Raw genomic sequence first — 14,741 nt, forward strand, 5'->3', positions numbered from 1 at the left:
GTCATGCTCGATGTGGGTTTTTCTGAATTACTGGTTTTTGGCATCATTGCTTTATTGGTTTTAGGACCTGAAAAGCTTCCTGTGGCTGCACGCTTTGCAGGAAAATGGTACTCCAAAATAAAACGTACTGTAAGTAATGTTCAAAATGACATTGATCGTGAACTTCGTCTCTCAGAACTACGAGAACAAATGCAGCTCGAGATGAAACGTATTGAAGAACTTGAGCAAAAAATGCAAACTCAAATGCAAGAGTTACAACAACAATCTATAGCCGCTGAAGAAAAACAAAAACATACAGCAATGACAGACAATAAAAGTTTGATGTGTACGTATGAATTGGTCAAAACATCTATTCCAAGCCCTTATATCTCAGAGGTTTGGCTTAAACAATTAAAGTTTGTCGTACACCCCATTCAGCGACTTGAAACTCCAGTTTTTGAGCCGTCTATCTTAAAGGTTGCAGTATGAACAGCTCTTTTAGCCCTCAAATTCAATCACCTGAACCTAACCCTCAGCCTGAATTAGAGTCCATGCCGATTACTAAACATTTGATCGTTTTAAGACGTCATTTATTTAAAATCATGGCATTGTTAATTCTTTTATTTTTTTGTTTACTTCCCTTTGCCAATAAAACTTACGTTGCGTTATCTGAGCCTTTAAGAGCACAACTGCCTGCAACATCAACCATGATTGCCACAGATGTCACCGCAACATTTATGGCACCATTTAAGTTGAATTTTTTCATTGCTTTAATGTTGGCAATGCCTTTTATTATTTATCAAATTTGGTCGTTTGTTAAACCTGCGCTGTATGCCAAAGAAAAAAGTTTAGCACTGCCCTTGCTCATTGGTAGCATTAGCCTGTTTTATGCAGGAATTGCTTTTGCATATTTTGTGGCTTTGCCCTCGATTTTACATTTTTTTATTAGTGTATCGCCTGAAACAGTAGCACCCATGACAGATATTAATAGTTATCTGACATTCTGTTTAAAGCTATTTTTAGTCTTTGGCTTAACTTTTGAAATTCCGATTATCACTTTACTGCTGATTTTAATTGGTGTGGTTTCAACTCAAGACCTTGTCGAAAAACGTCGCTATATTATTGTGGGCTGTTTTTTTGTCTCTATGTTTATTACGCCACCCGATGCTATTTCAATGATTATGCTTGCTATTCCAATGTGGTTACTCTTTGAACTCGGTTTATTTTTTGGCAAAGTCATCGAAAAAAGACGAGCAACAACATAAAGTTGCTCTTTATTTGACTTATATTGTGATTTTCATCATTTTGACTTTTTATCTTCACCAGACTGTCACCTTATTGTCAAAGCTTCGTCATATTTATTATCTAAGTTAATAACAACTTTTGAGAACCATCAATTAACTTTAGGGAATACTTCTATGACCGAGCTGACGCCATATCATGAAGATCAAGAACTTGATAATAACACTTCAGACAATATACATTTTCGTGATATTTTAGAACAACATATTACTCGTCGTAGCTTAATTGCAAAAACTGCAAGTGGTGCAGCAGCTCTGGCTTTAGCGTCAACTTTGACTGGTTGTGGTAATGACAAAGACTCATCAAATAATGTCACTCCACCAACACCAACTCCTGAACCAACAGACCCAAATAAAAAACCTGAAAAATTAACCTTTAAACCTGTTGCTAAAAACCTCAATGATATTGTGACTGTACCTGAAGGTTATGAAGCAACTGTACTCTATGCAATGGGTGACTCGATTAACCCTGCTTATGCAGAATGGAATGATAATGCTGTGCCTTCTGGTCCAAGTTTCCAGTATCGCTCAGGTGACTGCCATGATGGTATGAGTTATTTTGGTTTAAATACAACAAATAAAAACTATGATCCAAAAGCATCTGAAAATGGCTTGTTGGTGATGAACCATGAATATATCAATCCGACATTTTTACACCCTAAAGGTCCAACGAAAACCGCTGATGGTCGCCGCCCTGAAGATGAAGTGATTCGTGAAATGAATGCTCATGGTGTTTCAATCATTGAGTTGAAAAAAGATAAAACGACACAAAAAGTTGAAATTGTTAAAAATTCACTCTTTAACCGTCGTATTACAGCATCAACAGTGATGGATTTTGCAGGTGTTGTTGCAAACTCAGCTTTAGTCACCACCAAGTATTCACCAGCGGGCAAGCAAACACGTGGTACCCATAATAACTGTGGTAATGGTTATACACCTTGGGGCACCTATTTAACGACTGAAGAAAACTATATTGGTTACTTTATCCGTAACAAAGGTGATGATGAAAAACGTACACCAGAAGAAATCATTGCTTTAAAACGTTATGGTTTAAAAGATGGTGCAAGCTCACGTTACCAATGGGAAACAGCGCTTGGCAAAGTTGAAAGCCAAGACTTATACGACCGCTGGAACTCGTCAGTTACAGGTGCTTCTGCTGCACAAGACTACCGTAACAGTGCCAATACTTTTGGTTGGATCGTTGAAATTGACCCATTTGATGGTCGCCAAAATCCTGTAAAACGTACATCTTTAGGTCGTTTTGCGCATGAAGACTGCCGTGCAAGTCGTTTACGTGAAGATGACAATTTAGCGTTCTATATGGGCGATGACTCACGTGGCGAATACATCTATAAATTTGTATCTGATGCAAAATGGTCTGCAAAAGATATCAATGGTGGCTATAAAGCAGGTGATAAATACATGAACTCAGGCAAACTTTATGTTGCTAAGTTCAATAGTGATGGTACAGGTCAATGGATTGAATTGGCTTATGGTAAAAATGGTTTAAATGCATCAAGTACAGTTTATCCATTTAAATCACAAGCAGAAGTCACAACTTTTGCTCGTCTTGCAGGTGATGCAGTCGGTGCAACAAAAATGGATCGCCCTGAATGGGTTGCTGTAAACCCTGAAAATGGCGAAGTCTATGTGACTTTAACCAATAACTCAAATCGTGGTACAGCCTATCCAACAGATGCCGCTAACCCTCGTAACTATGAAGATCCTGAGGGTGGTAAAGGTAATGTGAATGGTCATATTATTCGCTTCCATGAAGATGGTGACACTACAACTGCTACCACATTCAAATGGGATATTTATCTCTTTGGTGCTGAAGCGAAAATGGCAAGCAATATCAACCTTTCTGGCTTAAATGACAATAATGACTTGTCTTCTCCAGATGGTATGTGGTTTGACCCACGCGGTGTGCTTTGGATTCAAACAGATGATGGCGCTTATACTGACGTTACCAACTGTATGATGCTTGCAGCTCTACCAGGTAAAGTCGGTGATGGTACCAAAGCAAAAAGCTCTACAGGACAAGAAACCATTGTTGGTGCAAAAATGACGGATGATAATCTACGTCGTTTCCTCACAGGTCCAACAGAATGTGAGATCACAGGTGTTACGATGACACCTGACCACAAAGCAATCTTTATTAATGTACAACATCCAGGTGAAGACTCTGAAAGTTATGACAAGCCAACGAGTCATTGGCCAGCTACGCAAAAAGATAGCAGTAACAAAACAGCACGTCCGCGTTCAGCAACGGTTGTCATCACCCGTAAAGATGGCGGTACGATTGCAGGTTAATTCAACCTTATTTATCGTATAACAATGATCCACAAATGTTTCTTAACATTTGTGGATTTTTTATCATTTCATTTTTATAAAAAAGCTAAATTTTAATCACCTCTCCCGCATGCTCACCCTGCTGAGTTTTCTCAAACCAAGCAATTTCTGACTGACTTATTCTTAAAAAATTTGAACATCGTGTGCCATAAACAGGACTTTGAATAAAAGTTGATGACAATAAATGCTCCATCTCTTGATTGATTCCTGTTTCAGGCAATAAATCAACAATCACTTTACGTTCATCTTCTAAAATATCCCAAGCTGTGTGTTCTAAATCCTGTTCAGGTATAGATGGCAGTTGTAACATCGGTAAAAATTCTTGCGTAAAACGTTTACGTAAATGTTTGGTCTTTTCCCAATCTTCAGACATCAATCCATTAGAAACAACAAACACACCTTTGGCTAAAACTTGCGGTGCTTCACCACGATTACTTAAATATACTGCCTGTTCTCGATCACCTAAAAATAAATTAAACCCTGCATAGTCTCTTTGTTTTTCTTCAAGTTGTTGTGCAAAACGAATAGGTGTTTGTTCAGATTCTAAAAAAGACTGAATCAAATGTCCTCTGGAAGTTGGATATGAATTTTTATCTTGCCCTTCTCTGAAGTTGGTGACAATTGCCCAGCGACCCTGTGCTGTTACCCCCATCCATGTGCCCCCAGATTGTAAATCCTGCCCTGCAATAATTGGGCTATTTTCCCAGACATGTAATTGCGATGCGGGTCGATGATAAAACTCATCTCGATTTGAAATTAAACACAGTGGTACATCTTCCAAGACTTGCCATGCTAAAGCCACAATACACATATTTTTATTCCATAGCTTATTACTTTAAGTTTACACATTGAATGTACAACATTTTTCATGTCTTTCAGATAAAATCTGTGCAAAACAGAATACAAAGGAAGAGCGATGCTGACCTACCCAAATATAGACCCAGTTGCAATATCACTGGGACCACTCCAAGTGCATTGGTATGGGATCATGTATCTTCTGGCATTTTTATGTGCTTGGGGGCTTGCAACTTATCGTGCTAAACAACGTACAAACTGGAATTCGGAAATGGTTTCAGATCTTGTATTTTATGGTGCTTTGGGTGTGGTATTGGGTGGACGTATTGGTTATGTCCTATTTTATGAGTTTAGTAAGTTCCTTGCAGATCCAATCTGGTTATTTAAAGTTTGGACAGGTGGAATGAGCTTTCATGGTGGCTTCTTAGGTGTCATGATCGCCATGCTTTTATGGTGCCATAAATATAAGAAAACATGGTTTGAAACTTTAGATTTTATTGCACCTTGTGTCCCTACAGGTTTAATGTTTGGTCGTATTGGTAACTTTATTGGCGGTGAACTTTATGGTCGTCAAGTGTCCGATCCAAACTTTGCTTTAGGTATGATTTTCCCAACTGATCCATTACACTTAATACGCCATCCTTCACAAATTTATCAAGCACTGTGCGAAGGCTTATTATTATTTCTTATTCTTTGGTTTTATAGTGCAAAACCACGTCCACGTTATGCAGTATCTGCAATATTTTTGATGGGTTATGGCTGTGCTCGCTTCTTTATGGAGTTCTTCCGCGAACCTGATGCAGATCAAGGCTATATCTTATTTGGTTGGATGACCAAAGGTCAAATTTTATCTTTCCCAATGATTTTGATTGGTTTATGGATGATTTGGTATGCTTATCAAAAGAAAATTTTCGATTGGGGACCGCATAAAAATACCTAATTAAACCCTGTCAAAGCGGATGATCACTCATCCGCTTTTTTATTTTTAAGCTCTCAATTAACTCAATGACATGCCCACAAAAAAACAACTTTAGAAAAATCTCTTTTTTTCAAATCTTGGAGGGCAATATACCACTGCGCAACACCACCATCAGACCACTCCAAACCCTCATCTGTATCTAACTGCATTAACAACACATAGTCTTCAATTCCAAATTCAGTTCGGTTATCTGTAGAGTGTAGATAATTTGCATATCCTCCGATACGATGTCCACCTTCACACTGAAATTGTTCTGTATACGGTTTTTCATATTCGGTATAAGCCCACATTAGATCATCATAATCTCGGCTTAAAGCAACTTGCTCACGCCCAAATATGAGGGGTGCAAAACGATAATCATGAAATGTCATATATTGCTGAACTTTTTTAAAAGTTAAACCACATTCTTCAACCCATAATTGCTGCTCACCCTCAGAAATTTCATAAATTTTTTTCAATGTTTCACGAGTTTTGAGTAAAGTTTCATCTTCTTTTACTTCAGGAAAATACAGCACACGATGATTAAATTGGATGTGTTCAAGGCTTTCATCCATTCCCAAATCCCACTCTTTCATATTCAAATAAAACTGTAAAATTCCTTGTTCAGGAAAATCAGTTAAATGCGGCATTTCAGCAAAATTGATTTGTGCTAAAAATTGCAAAGGTTCATTGCTCAGCTTAGAGCAAGGATATTCACCCTCTAAAGGAAAATAAGGCGACATACCTAAATTACTTTGCCATAAATCCACATGACTTTTTAACTCCCGATCAAATTCAACACAGGTTTGTAAGGTAGATTCGATAGTTTTGATGAAGGGAAAAAACTGTTCTGGCAATTGCGTTATTTTTGACATTATTATGTTCCCATCTTATTTTGCATGACTATGTAACTAAAACTCATCTTTTCAACAAGTTCATTTATACTGCAAGCATCCTTTGAATATATACCAACATTATGCTTGAATTTTGGTTTGATCCACAAACACCTATCTTCAAAAAGATATTTATCTTCATTGCGATTGCCATTGCAACCATCTTGTTATATCGCATGCAACCCTTAGCATATAGCGCGATTTTAATGTTTGTCGCAACAGGTGTGATCTTCCTGATTTGTCGTTACTGCAAACTCCATTTTGCAGCAAAAAAACCAACTGGAATTGTATATCGTATTTTGACATGGGTACCCATCGCACTCTTATTGGCGTTGATTTTTAAAAATATGACACAAGGTGAAATTTTAATTCCGGGAGCACAAGGCATCGGATTTATGGCATTGGCTGTTTGTTTATTTTCACCTTTGTCTTTACTTCATCAAAACAACACGAAAAAAGTCTCTTAATCATGTTAGATTTTTGGTATTCAGAACGCTGTACTCGTCAAGTTAAGCTGATCGTCAGCATCATGCTCTGTATTGTGATTTTTTATTGCTCTAACATTGAAAAACTCAGCCCAATTTTTGTAGGTATTGGTTTAGTTTTAGGTATGGCATTACATGTGCTGTATCGGGCTGCAAGTCAACAGACAGCACAAAATCCTCAGAAAAAATGGATGAAAATTGCAGCAGTTTATCTCCCTATTTTTATTCAAATCACGATCATTTACTGGTTTTTAAAACAATCGAATTTTGTCTATTTAGCCATTCAAGCTTTAGGCTTTATGATGCTTGGACTTGTGCTGATTTCAAATTATCAAAACCGCAGTAAACGCTCAGATTAAAAAGGAAGGTTTTTGCTCAAGCTTCCTTTTTAATCGTCTGCTTTTTGACACATAGAAGACAAATCAACCTAAGCGATAGTATTTATAAGTGACATTACTATCTTTATAAACATCATAACTACGTTGTTTAAAGTCAGAAACCCATTCTGAACCTGTATAACCTGCAATATGCCCATAACGATGTTTACGGGTACGGTCAATAATATAAATATCTCCTTCTTGTGGAGCATCAAAAGAAGGTTGTATTTGTTTATAACCAATTTCTTCTAAAGTCTCGCCCCAATCTGCTGCTGCAATGGGATGATCAATAAACTTTGCACCTGCTGTTTGTAATGCAATACGAATACTACGTGCACAACGTGCTGAGCTTGTACGTGCTGAAATACTATCTAATTTATTGATAAATTTATCAATATCAATTTGAAAAGCATTCGTTAAAGAAAAATTATTGGCTTGGGCTTGTTTTAATTTATTTTGTTGAATAATCGCTGTTGGATTAAAGTCCTGTTTTGGGTAAAAAGATCCATTTTCATTTTGAAAAATGTATTGACTAACAGATACGCTATTGACGTCTTGTACAGGTTGAGTATTTAAATCAACAATCATTGCTCAACCCCAAACTGACTCACTAAACTCTGTCTTACCATACCAAAGTACCGCTACCATAAATTACGAAGTTGCAATACTAAGCATACATTCTTAAAATTTGTTTAACGTAAATGTAATAAAATTTGTGATTGTAAATGAGAATCTTTTAAGTTGCTCTTTCTTGGTTTATTTTTAAAATAAAAAATCAATATCACTTTTAATTATATATTTATAATTTTTTATGCAATAGATTAATAACGTGAAGCCTATCACAAAAAACCCATTCTATCGAATGGGTCTTTTATTTCATCAGATGATCTAATTTTAAGAACAATCCCAGTTATAAAGTACTTTAGAAAAATCTCTTTTCTTTAAGTCATCGGGGTGAATAAAGAAATTGGCAACACCACAATCACCCCATAAAATTTCAACATCTTGTTGCCCAGAACTGTCCAGTTGAAAGAGTAAAATATAGTCCTTAAAACGACTCGTGCTTCGAGGATCATCTTGCGTGAAATATGGATAGCCGCCTAAATGATGCCCACTTGCTGAAAATGCATCATCATATTCATCATAGATGTCTTCTGCGGCATCATCTTCCATTTCATAAGGATCAAAAATTTTCTCAGCAAATTCATGATCTCCCATAGAAATATAACGTTCTGACGCAACAAATTGCACAGCATATTGCCCTGTTACAGGGTTCATATCATGATCTAAATCTTGTGTAGGAAATGCTTGTAGCAACTGCGTTGTATCTTCAATCACTTGATCATAGTAAATGACCCGAAAGTTATTTTGCTTTTGTGGTTCGTCAAAATCTAAACCCCATAAATCATCTTCAATATCAATAAAAAACTGTAAAATTCCTGTACTTGGATAGAGCTCATTTTGAGGAAGTTCAGCAAAATTGATCTGTGCTAAAAGTACCAAAGGTCGCTCTTCGGCGTTGTGTGGATATTTAGCCGTTAAAGGTAAATAAGGCTCACCACCTACTTTGCTTTGCCACAATGATAACGTCTGTGCAGGGGACAAATTTAACTCGATTGCTGACTTTTTTGTTGCTAAAATTTGTGCTTTATATTGCTGAATAAATTCAGAAAGTTCATTCCAGTTGACTTGCATCTTTCTTCTCTCTTGTTATCTCTAGTTAAAATAAATCAGTGTTTAGTATAAACTGAGAAGTTCAGTAAAAATATGACACGCTCAAAGTTAAACGTCATGAAATGTCGTGATTACGTCACTTCAAAACGGACATGATGAGCCTAATTTGGAATTAATATGAAAGCGTATTTAGACCTTCTACAACATATCCTCGACAATGGTGGCGATAAAGGCGACCGTACAGGCACAGGAACTCGTTCTGTATTTGGTCATCAAATGCGTTTTGATTTGTCCAAAGGTTTTCCTCTTCTAACCACCAAAAAAGTTCACTTCCGTTCAATCGTGATAGAACTCTTATGGTTTTTAAAAGGTGACACCAACGTTCAGTATTTAAAAGACAATAAAGTCAGTATCTGGGATGAATGGTCTACGGCTGAACAAACTGCACGTTTTGGTCGTCCAGAAGGCGAGCTTGGACCTGTATATGGTCATCAATGGCGTAATTTTGGTGCAACAAAACTGGAAAACGGCTTATATGAACATGATGGTTTCGATCAAATTCAATGGCTCATTAATGAAATTAAGACCAATCCAAACTCACGTCGTTTGATTGTTTCAGGTTGGAACCCGCAAGAAGCAGGTCAAGTTGCATTACCACCTTGTCACACCTTATTTCAGTTTTTTGTACAAGATGGAAAATTATCTTGTCAGCTTTATCAACGTAGTGCAGACGTATTTTTAGGTGTACCTTTTAATATTGCAAGTTATGCCTTACTGACGCACATGATTGCACAAGTATGTGGTCTAGCTGTGGGTGATTTTGTTTGGACAGGTGGTGACACACATTTATATGCAAACCATTTTGAACAAGCTCAATTGCAATTAACACGTCAACCTTTAGCACTTTGTCAGCTTAAATTAAACCCTGAGATCACAGATATTTTTGATTTTAAATTTGAAGATATTGAAATTGTAGGTTATGAATCACATCCTGCGATTAAAGCCCCTGTTGCGGTTTAATTTTACAAAACCACTTTCAATAAAGCCCCTAAATTCCTCCTTTCAAATATTCGCCTCTCTTTAAAAGGAGAGGTAGAGAGGAATTAAAAAAAATGAGCTCACTATGACATTTAAAAATTTAGAAATTGTTCATGTTGTTGCAATGGATCAGCAACGCTGTATTGGTAAAGGTAATGATCTTCCTTGGCATATTTCAGCCGACCTAAAACACTTTAAAGAAATCACTCAAGGCGGTGTTGTGGTGATGGGACGAAAAACCCTCGAATCGATGGGACGTGCTTTACCTAAACGCGTTAACTGGGTCATTACTCGTGATCCAAACTGGTCTTTTGAGGGTGTTAAAACAGCAACCAGTATTGAACAGGCTTTAACTTTAGCAATTGCTGATGTTCAAGCTTCAGAAAAACCTGAAACTCTATTTATTATTGGTGGTGGTGAAATTTTCACACAAACCATTGCTATTGCTGATCGCTTGGAGCTTACTCATATAGAGCTTAATGTACAAGGAGATGCACATTATCCAGAAATTCCAAATGAATTTAAGAAAATAGCGTCTGAGCAACATATTGATGACAAAACTGGGATTGCTTTTGAGTTCGCAACTTATCAAAAATAAGCTTGATCTCAGTTTATAATTTAAATATATGCAAAAAATTAAAAAAAAATCGCTTTTTCATGCACTTGGAATGGGGCTAATCCATTCCATTTTTAGCATTTTTGTCATTTTTTCTTCTATTTGGCTGTGCTGTGCACTTTGGTTTCAAGCACCTTTTGGTCTGTTCAGTCGTATTATGATTGGTCTTTGGATTTTATTTGCTTTCAGTATTTTAGGCATTTATATCAAACAAAATCTTTTTAGCCGTCATAAAGATATTCTAATTTATATCCTTGCATTTTTGTGTAGCCTACTTTGGTACTTTAATATTCCTGCCAAACAAGACCGTGAATGGAACCCTGAAGTAGATCGCCTTTTTACCTATAAAAAACAAGGTAATATTGTCACCATTCATAATATACGTAACTTTAATTGGCATACAGAAAATAAATACGATGTGCATTGGGATACCCGCAGCTATAACCTTGAGCATATTACAGGCGTCAATATTATTACTTCTTATTGGATGGGACCACAAATTGCACATACGCTGGTTAGTTTTGATTTTTCTGATCAAAAACCCTTAGTATTTTCAATCGAAATTCGCAAAGAGAAAACGGAAAGTTTTTCTGCAATCGGTGGTTTTTTTAGAAAATATGAATTAAGTCTGATTGCTGCTGATGAAAAAGATTTGATCTATACACGTAGTAACATTCGAAATGAACAAGTATATTTTTTCCCTGTCAAAATGCCAAAAACTGAAATGAAGGCTTTATTTACAGAATACTTAGAAAAAACCGATGAACTTGCTCAACAAGCCAAATGGTACAATACACTCAGTAGCAACTGTACAACGCTAGTTTTTGACATGGTACAAGCGATTTCACCGCATGAATTACCTTTGGACTATCGCTTATTGGCTTCTGGCTATCTGCCAAACTATTTATATGATTTAGGTGCTTTAAATCAGCAATGGACAATCAAGCAATGGTATCAACGTGCGCATGTTAATCCTCGTACAGACCAATTCAAACATTTTGAATATCAAAGCAGTGAAAACTATTCTAAAGTCATTCGTGAAGGTTTAACTGAAAATATCCACAAAGGTTTATGATTTAAGCATTTTTTTAATGCTTAGATACATTGTTAATCTAGTGATTTGCATCATTTTTTGCTTATATAGACCCAATTTATATTTTTGAGAAAGTCATGTTAAAAAATATTTTGTTGATCGGTTTAATTCCAGCAACACTTGCAGTTGTTGGCTGTACAACAACTCCAACGGTTAAACAACAAGAAAATTTAAACCTCTTACAAAATAAAACGTGGGTACTGACACATATTGGTAGCACAGAATATCCAAGTCAAACAAACTCACCGATGATTCAATTTAGTAGTGACTTACGTGTGAGCGGCTCAGATGGCTGTAATCGTATTATGGGCAACTATGCAGTTAAAGATCATCATCTAAACTTAGGCTCACTCGCATCTACAAAAATGTATTGTCAGGATATGACTCTCGTAGAAAAATATACGACTGCTTTGCACAAAGTCACAGGCTATCAAAGTTATGATCGTACACTCAAACTAGTCGATCAATATGGTAATGTTGTTTTACAATATAAAACTACGCCATAACATCTTGTATTTACTTTAAAATAGATAAAAACCTGAAATCTCAGGTTTTTTATTCCATACAATTGATTTACTTTAAGATGGTTTTTTTCTCTAGAAAATAAAATAGAAAGGAGGTCTTCGATGCAACAAGCATTATTTGGTGGCGGTTGTTTTTGGTGTACGGAAGCAGTATTTCTTCAACTTAAAGGCGTTGAAAAAGTAACAAGCGGTTATGCTGGTGGCAATACCCTACAACCCACTTATGAACAAATTTGTACAGGTACTACTCAGCATGCTGAAGTCATTCTGATTGATTTTGATGACAGTCAGATTAGCTATGTGCAACTTCTACATGTATTTTTTACCACACATGATCCAACCACACTCAACCGTCAAGGCAATGATATTGGTACACAATATCGCTCGGTGGTTTATTATTTTAACGATGAACAAAAAGCACAAGCTGAGCAACTGATTAGCGAATTAAAAGCACAGGACTTAGATATTGTCACAGAGCTATCTCCTGCTCCAACGTTCTACGCTGCTGAAGAATATCATCAAAATTTTTATGCAAAAAACCCATCACAAGGTTATTGTAACTTTGCCATTCCACCAAAATTAATGAAATTACAAAGTCAGTTTAAAGACTTGCTTAAAGAAAGCGAATTGTAAAATAAAAAATACTGAAAAAAACCATAAAAAAAGCGATCTATCAAGATCGCTTTTTAAATTTTTAATGCGTAATTAACGCTTAATTATCGCTCATAAAGGCAAGATCGTTCAGTCCGGCTTCACTGGCACGAGACATGACTTGAGCAACTGTGTCATAACGAGCATCTTGATCTGCTCTTAATTGCACAGCAGGTTTTACAGTTTGCTGAGCCGCTTCACCAAAGCGCTTTTCTAGTTCAGGTAAACCAATCACCTGATCATTCCAAGCCACTTCACCCTCTTTATTAATACTGATTGTGATTGCTTCAGGTGGAGGATCAATAATTTCTGCTGTTGTTTTTGGTAAGGTTAATGGTATTGATGGGTTAGCAACGGTTGCAGTCACCAAAAAGATGATCATCAATACCAACATAATGTCGATGAGCGGAATGAGATTCATCTCATTCATGCCAGCATCGTTGTCTTCACCCAATTGAAAAGCCATTAAGCTTGACCTCCAACTAAACCTTTTTGTGTTGTCTGCGCTTCAACTTTCACAGTTGAATCTTGTTGTAACATGGTGTCAATCAATAAACCATGTGCTTGATCTTGTAGCTCATTTGACAAAGTACGATTAAAACGTACACAAATGTTATAAGCCAATACAGCAGGAATCGCGACTGCTAGACCTAGACCTGTCATGATCAATGCTTCACCTACAGGTGTTGCTACTTGTGCTAAACCTGCTTGACCACTTTTGCCCACAGCAACCAAAGCATGGAAAATCCCCCAAACAGTACCAAATAAACCGACAAATGGTGCGATTGAAGCGATTGTACCGAGTACAGATACCCCTTTCTCAGCATTGGCTTTTTCAACCGAGATTTGACGTAATAAAGCTTGTTCTGCAACAGCTTTACGTTGATCAAAACCTAAAGGCGCTAATTTTGCTTTCAGTTGGCTCAATGCCTGAGCAAGGTGAGCTTGAGCTTGCTGTTTAAGTTGACGTGTACCCATCAAACGTAGAATGAATACTGTCCATGTTGCAATAGACATTGCCAACAACACGAAATACAGTGTTTTACTGATGGCATCAGCATGTTGCCAATAAACGGAAAAGTTCATACTCGAACTCCTAATTATGTTAGCCGGTTAAATTATTGCCCAGAGGTTTGAAGATTTACAGGTAAGTCAGCAACCATGGCACGTCCATCATTTGACGGGTTCATTCTTGCAGAACGTACAGCACTTCGCACTTCACGATCAAGGTTAGGCAATCCACTCGATTTAATCACAGTGACATCTGTAATTTTACCCGCTGGATTAATTTGAATACGTACAACCAACGATCTAGCTTGATTTCTCAGCAGGTCGTCATCAAACTCAAAACTTGGACGATTTTTCCAAGAAATCTCACCTGCTGTTAATTTACGAGGTTGATTTGCTTCTTCTTGCTGACGACGCTGTTGTTCTAAACGCTGTTGCTCTTGACGTTGCTGTTCTTGCTGCTGACGCAATTGCTCTTGACGCTGTTGTTCTAAACGTTGTTGCTCTTGACGCTGCTGTTCTTGTTGCTGACGCAATTGCTCTTGACGCTGCTGTTCTTGCTGCTGGCGTTGCTGTTCTTGTTCACGTTTAATTTTTTCATGATCAATCTTTTCTTCAGGCTGTTGAATTGCTTTCTTTTCAACTACAGGCTGCTTTTGAGTAATCAATTTTGGTTTTTCAATAGGCGGCGGCGGAGGTGTCACCTTTTTTTCCACTACAGGCTTAGGCTCAACTTTAGGTTTAACTGGTGGAGGTGGCGGCGGCGGTGGAGGGGGTGGTACATCCTCTTTAATCTGTACAAATTTAACCTGAATAGGTTTTTTTTCAATTGGTTGTAATTCAGGAGTTTTTAGATGACTCAATGCCCATAAAGCACCCAAATGTCCTACAAGAACGGCTATTACAGCAGTAATCACCTTTTTCTTCATTGGATTTGGAGCCTGCATATTTGAAGTGGAAGATTGACTCATATGAATCTAAATACCTAAATCTCTGA

18 protein-coding genes are annotated in these 14,741 nt (G+C 37.0%); 11 read left to right on the forward strand and 7 right to left on the reverse strand.

The genetic code is table 11. The features are described 5' to 3' along the window. The first annotated feature begins 3 nt into the window (after window positions 1-3). The 3 genes from tatB to C9E89_RS01975 all read left to right on the forward strand — a co-directional run bounded on the left by tatB (window position 4) and on the right by C9E89_RS01975 (window position 3,593). Complete coding sequence (gene tatB / locus C9E89_RS01965; protein ID WP_107006766.1) at window positions 4-468, forward strand: Sec-independent protein translocase protein TatB; 465 nt, start codon at window positions 4-6, stop codon at window positions 466-468. Next, window positions 465-1,244, forward strand: coding sequence for a twin-arginine translocase subunit TatC (gene tatC, locus C9E89_RS01970; RefSeq protein WP_107006767.1), 780 nt, complete (start codon window positions 465-467; stop codon window positions 1,242-1,244). Before tatB ends, tatC begins: the two co-directional genes overlap by 4 nt. Window positions 1,245-1,397: 153 nt before the next feature. After that, complete coding sequence (locus C9E89_RS01975) at window positions 1,398-3,593, forward strand: PhoX family protein (RefSeq protein ID WP_107006768.1); 2,196 nt, start codon at window positions 1,398-1,400, stop codon at window positions 3,591-3,593. A gap of 85 nt (window positions 3,594-3,678) precedes the next feature. On the opposite strand, the gene C9E89_RS01980 is transcribed toward C9E89_RS01975, so the two are convergent. Next, entirely contained in the window at window positions 3,679-4,443 is a 765-nt protein-coding gene (locus C9E89_RS01980; RefSeq protein ID WP_107006769.1) for an NRDE family protein, read from the reverse strand. Window positions 4,444-4,548: 105 nt separating this feature from the next. On the opposite strand from C9E89_RS01980, the gene lgt reads away from it, so the two are divergent. Continuing rightward, complete coding sequence (gene lgt / locus C9E89_RS01985; protein ID WP_107006770.1) at window positions 4,549-5,367, forward strand: prolipoprotein diacylglyceryl transferase; 819 nt, start codon at window positions 4,549-4,551, stop codon at window positions 5,365-5,367. Window positions 5,368-5,429: 62 nt separating this feature from the next. On the opposite strand, the gene C9E89_RS01990 is transcribed toward lgt, so the two are convergent. Further along, window positions 5,430-6,260 (reverse strand): YwqG family protein, encoded by an 831-nt coding sequence (locus tag C9E89_RS01990; protein WP_107006771.1) that lies wholly within the window; start codon window positions 6,258-6,260, stop codon window positions 5,430-5,432. A 101-nt stretch (window positions 6,261-6,361) separates the two neighbouring features. Between C9E89_RS01990 and C9E89_RS01995 the strand changes: the two genes are divergently transcribed. Beyond that, entirely contained in the window at window positions 6,362-6,745 is a 384-nt protein-coding gene (locus C9E89_RS01995) for a hypothetical protein (protein WP_107006772.1), read from the forward strand. A 2-nt stretch (window positions 6,746-6,747) separates the two neighbouring features. Beyond that, window positions 6,748-7,122, forward strand: a complete 375-nt coding sequence (locus C9E89_RS02000; protein ID WP_107006773.1) for a hypothetical protein — start codon at window positions 6,748-6,750, stop codon at window positions 7,120-7,122. A gap of 63 nt (window positions 7,123-7,185) precedes the next feature. Here C9E89_RS02000 and C9E89_RS02005 read toward each other — a convergent pair whose 3' ends face one another. Both C9E89_RS02005 and C9E89_RS02010 read right to left on the reverse strand, forming a co-directional pair. Then, complete coding sequence (locus C9E89_RS02005) at window positions 7,186-7,728, reverse strand: CHAP domain-containing protein (protein ID WP_107006774.1); 543 nt, start codon at window positions 7,726-7,728, stop codon at window positions 7,186-7,188. Between the two features lie 306 nt (window positions 7,729-8,034). Further along, entirely contained in the window at window positions 8,035-8,835 is an 801-nt protein-coding gene (locus tag C9E89_RS02010) for a YwqG family protein (protein WP_107006775.1), read from the reverse strand. A gap of 156 nt (window positions 8,836-8,991) precedes the next feature. Here C9E89_RS02010 and thyA point away from each other — a divergent pair, with 156 nt between their 5' ends. The 5 genes from thyA to msrA all read left to right on the forward strand — a co-directional run bounded on the left by thyA (window position 8,992) and on the right by msrA (window position 12,718). After that, window positions 8,992-9,834 (forward strand): thymidylate synthase, encoded by an 843-nt coding sequence (gene thyA / locus C9E89_RS02015; protein ID WP_107006776.1) that lies wholly within the window; start codon window positions 8,992-8,994, stop codon window positions 9,832-9,834. Between the two features lie 103 nt (window positions 9,835-9,937). Beyond that, a complete protein-coding gene (locus tag C9E89_RS02020) occupies window positions 9,938-10,450 on the forward strand; it encodes a dihydrofolate reductase (RefSeq protein WP_107006777.1) in 513 nt (170 codons plus the stop codon). Window positions 10,451-10,478: 28 nt separating this feature from the next. Then, window positions 10,479-11,543, forward strand: a complete 1,065-nt coding sequence (locus C9E89_RS02025; protein WP_107006778.1) for an Lnb N-terminal periplasmic domain-containing protein — start codon at window positions 10,479-10,481, stop codon at window positions 11,541-11,543. Window positions 11,544-11,638: 95 nt separating this feature from the next. Beyond that, window positions 11,639-12,067, forward strand: coding sequence for an META domain-containing protein (locus C9E89_RS02030; RefSeq protein WP_107006779.1), 429 nt, complete (start codon window positions 11,639-11,641; stop codon window positions 12,065-12,067). Window positions 12,068-12,187: 120 nt separating this feature from the next. Continuing rightward, the gene (msrA, locus tag C9E89_RS02035) at window positions 12,188-12,718 is read left to right on the forward strand and encodes a peptide-methionine (S)-S-oxide reductase MsrA (protein ID WP_107006780.1); all 531 of its coding nucleotides are present in this window, start codon (window positions 12,188-12,190) and stop codon (window positions 12,716-12,718) included. 79 nt (window positions 12,719-12,797) lie between these two features. Here msrA and C9E89_RS02040 read toward each other — a convergent pair whose 3' ends face one another. Genes C9E89_RS02040 through C9E89_RS02050 form a run of 3 tightly spaced genes read right to left on the reverse strand, consistent with a single transcriptional unit; the run spans window position 12,798 to window position 14,715 of the window. After that, window positions 12,798-13,202, reverse strand: a complete 405-nt coding sequence (locus C9E89_RS02040; protein WP_107006781.1) for an ExbD/TolR family protein — start codon at window positions 13,200-13,202, stop codon at window positions 12,798-12,800. After that, entirely contained in the window at window positions 13,202-13,822 is a 621-nt protein-coding gene (locus tag C9E89_RS02045) for a MotA/TolQ/ExbB proton channel family protein (RefSeq protein ID WP_107006782.1), read from the reverse strand. The genes C9E89_RS02040 and C9E89_RS02045 overlap by 1 nt, the downstream gene beginning before the upstream one ends. Window positions 13,823-13,854: 32 nt before the next feature. Next, window positions 13,855-14,715: an energy transducer TonB gene (locus C9E89_RS02050; RefSeq protein WP_107006783.1), complete on the reverse strand. Its 861-nt coding sequence runs from the start codon at window positions 14,713-14,715 to the stop codon at window positions 13,855-13,857. Between the last annotated feature and the right edge of the window lie 26 nt (window positions 14,716-14,741).

Origin of the sequence: Acinetobacter sichuanensis, from assembly GCF_003024515.2 — a bacterium.
In the GTDB taxonomy this organism is placed as follows: Bacteria; Pseudomonadota; Gammaproteobacteria; order Pseudomonadales; family Moraxellaceae; genus Acinetobacter; species Acinetobacter sichuanensis.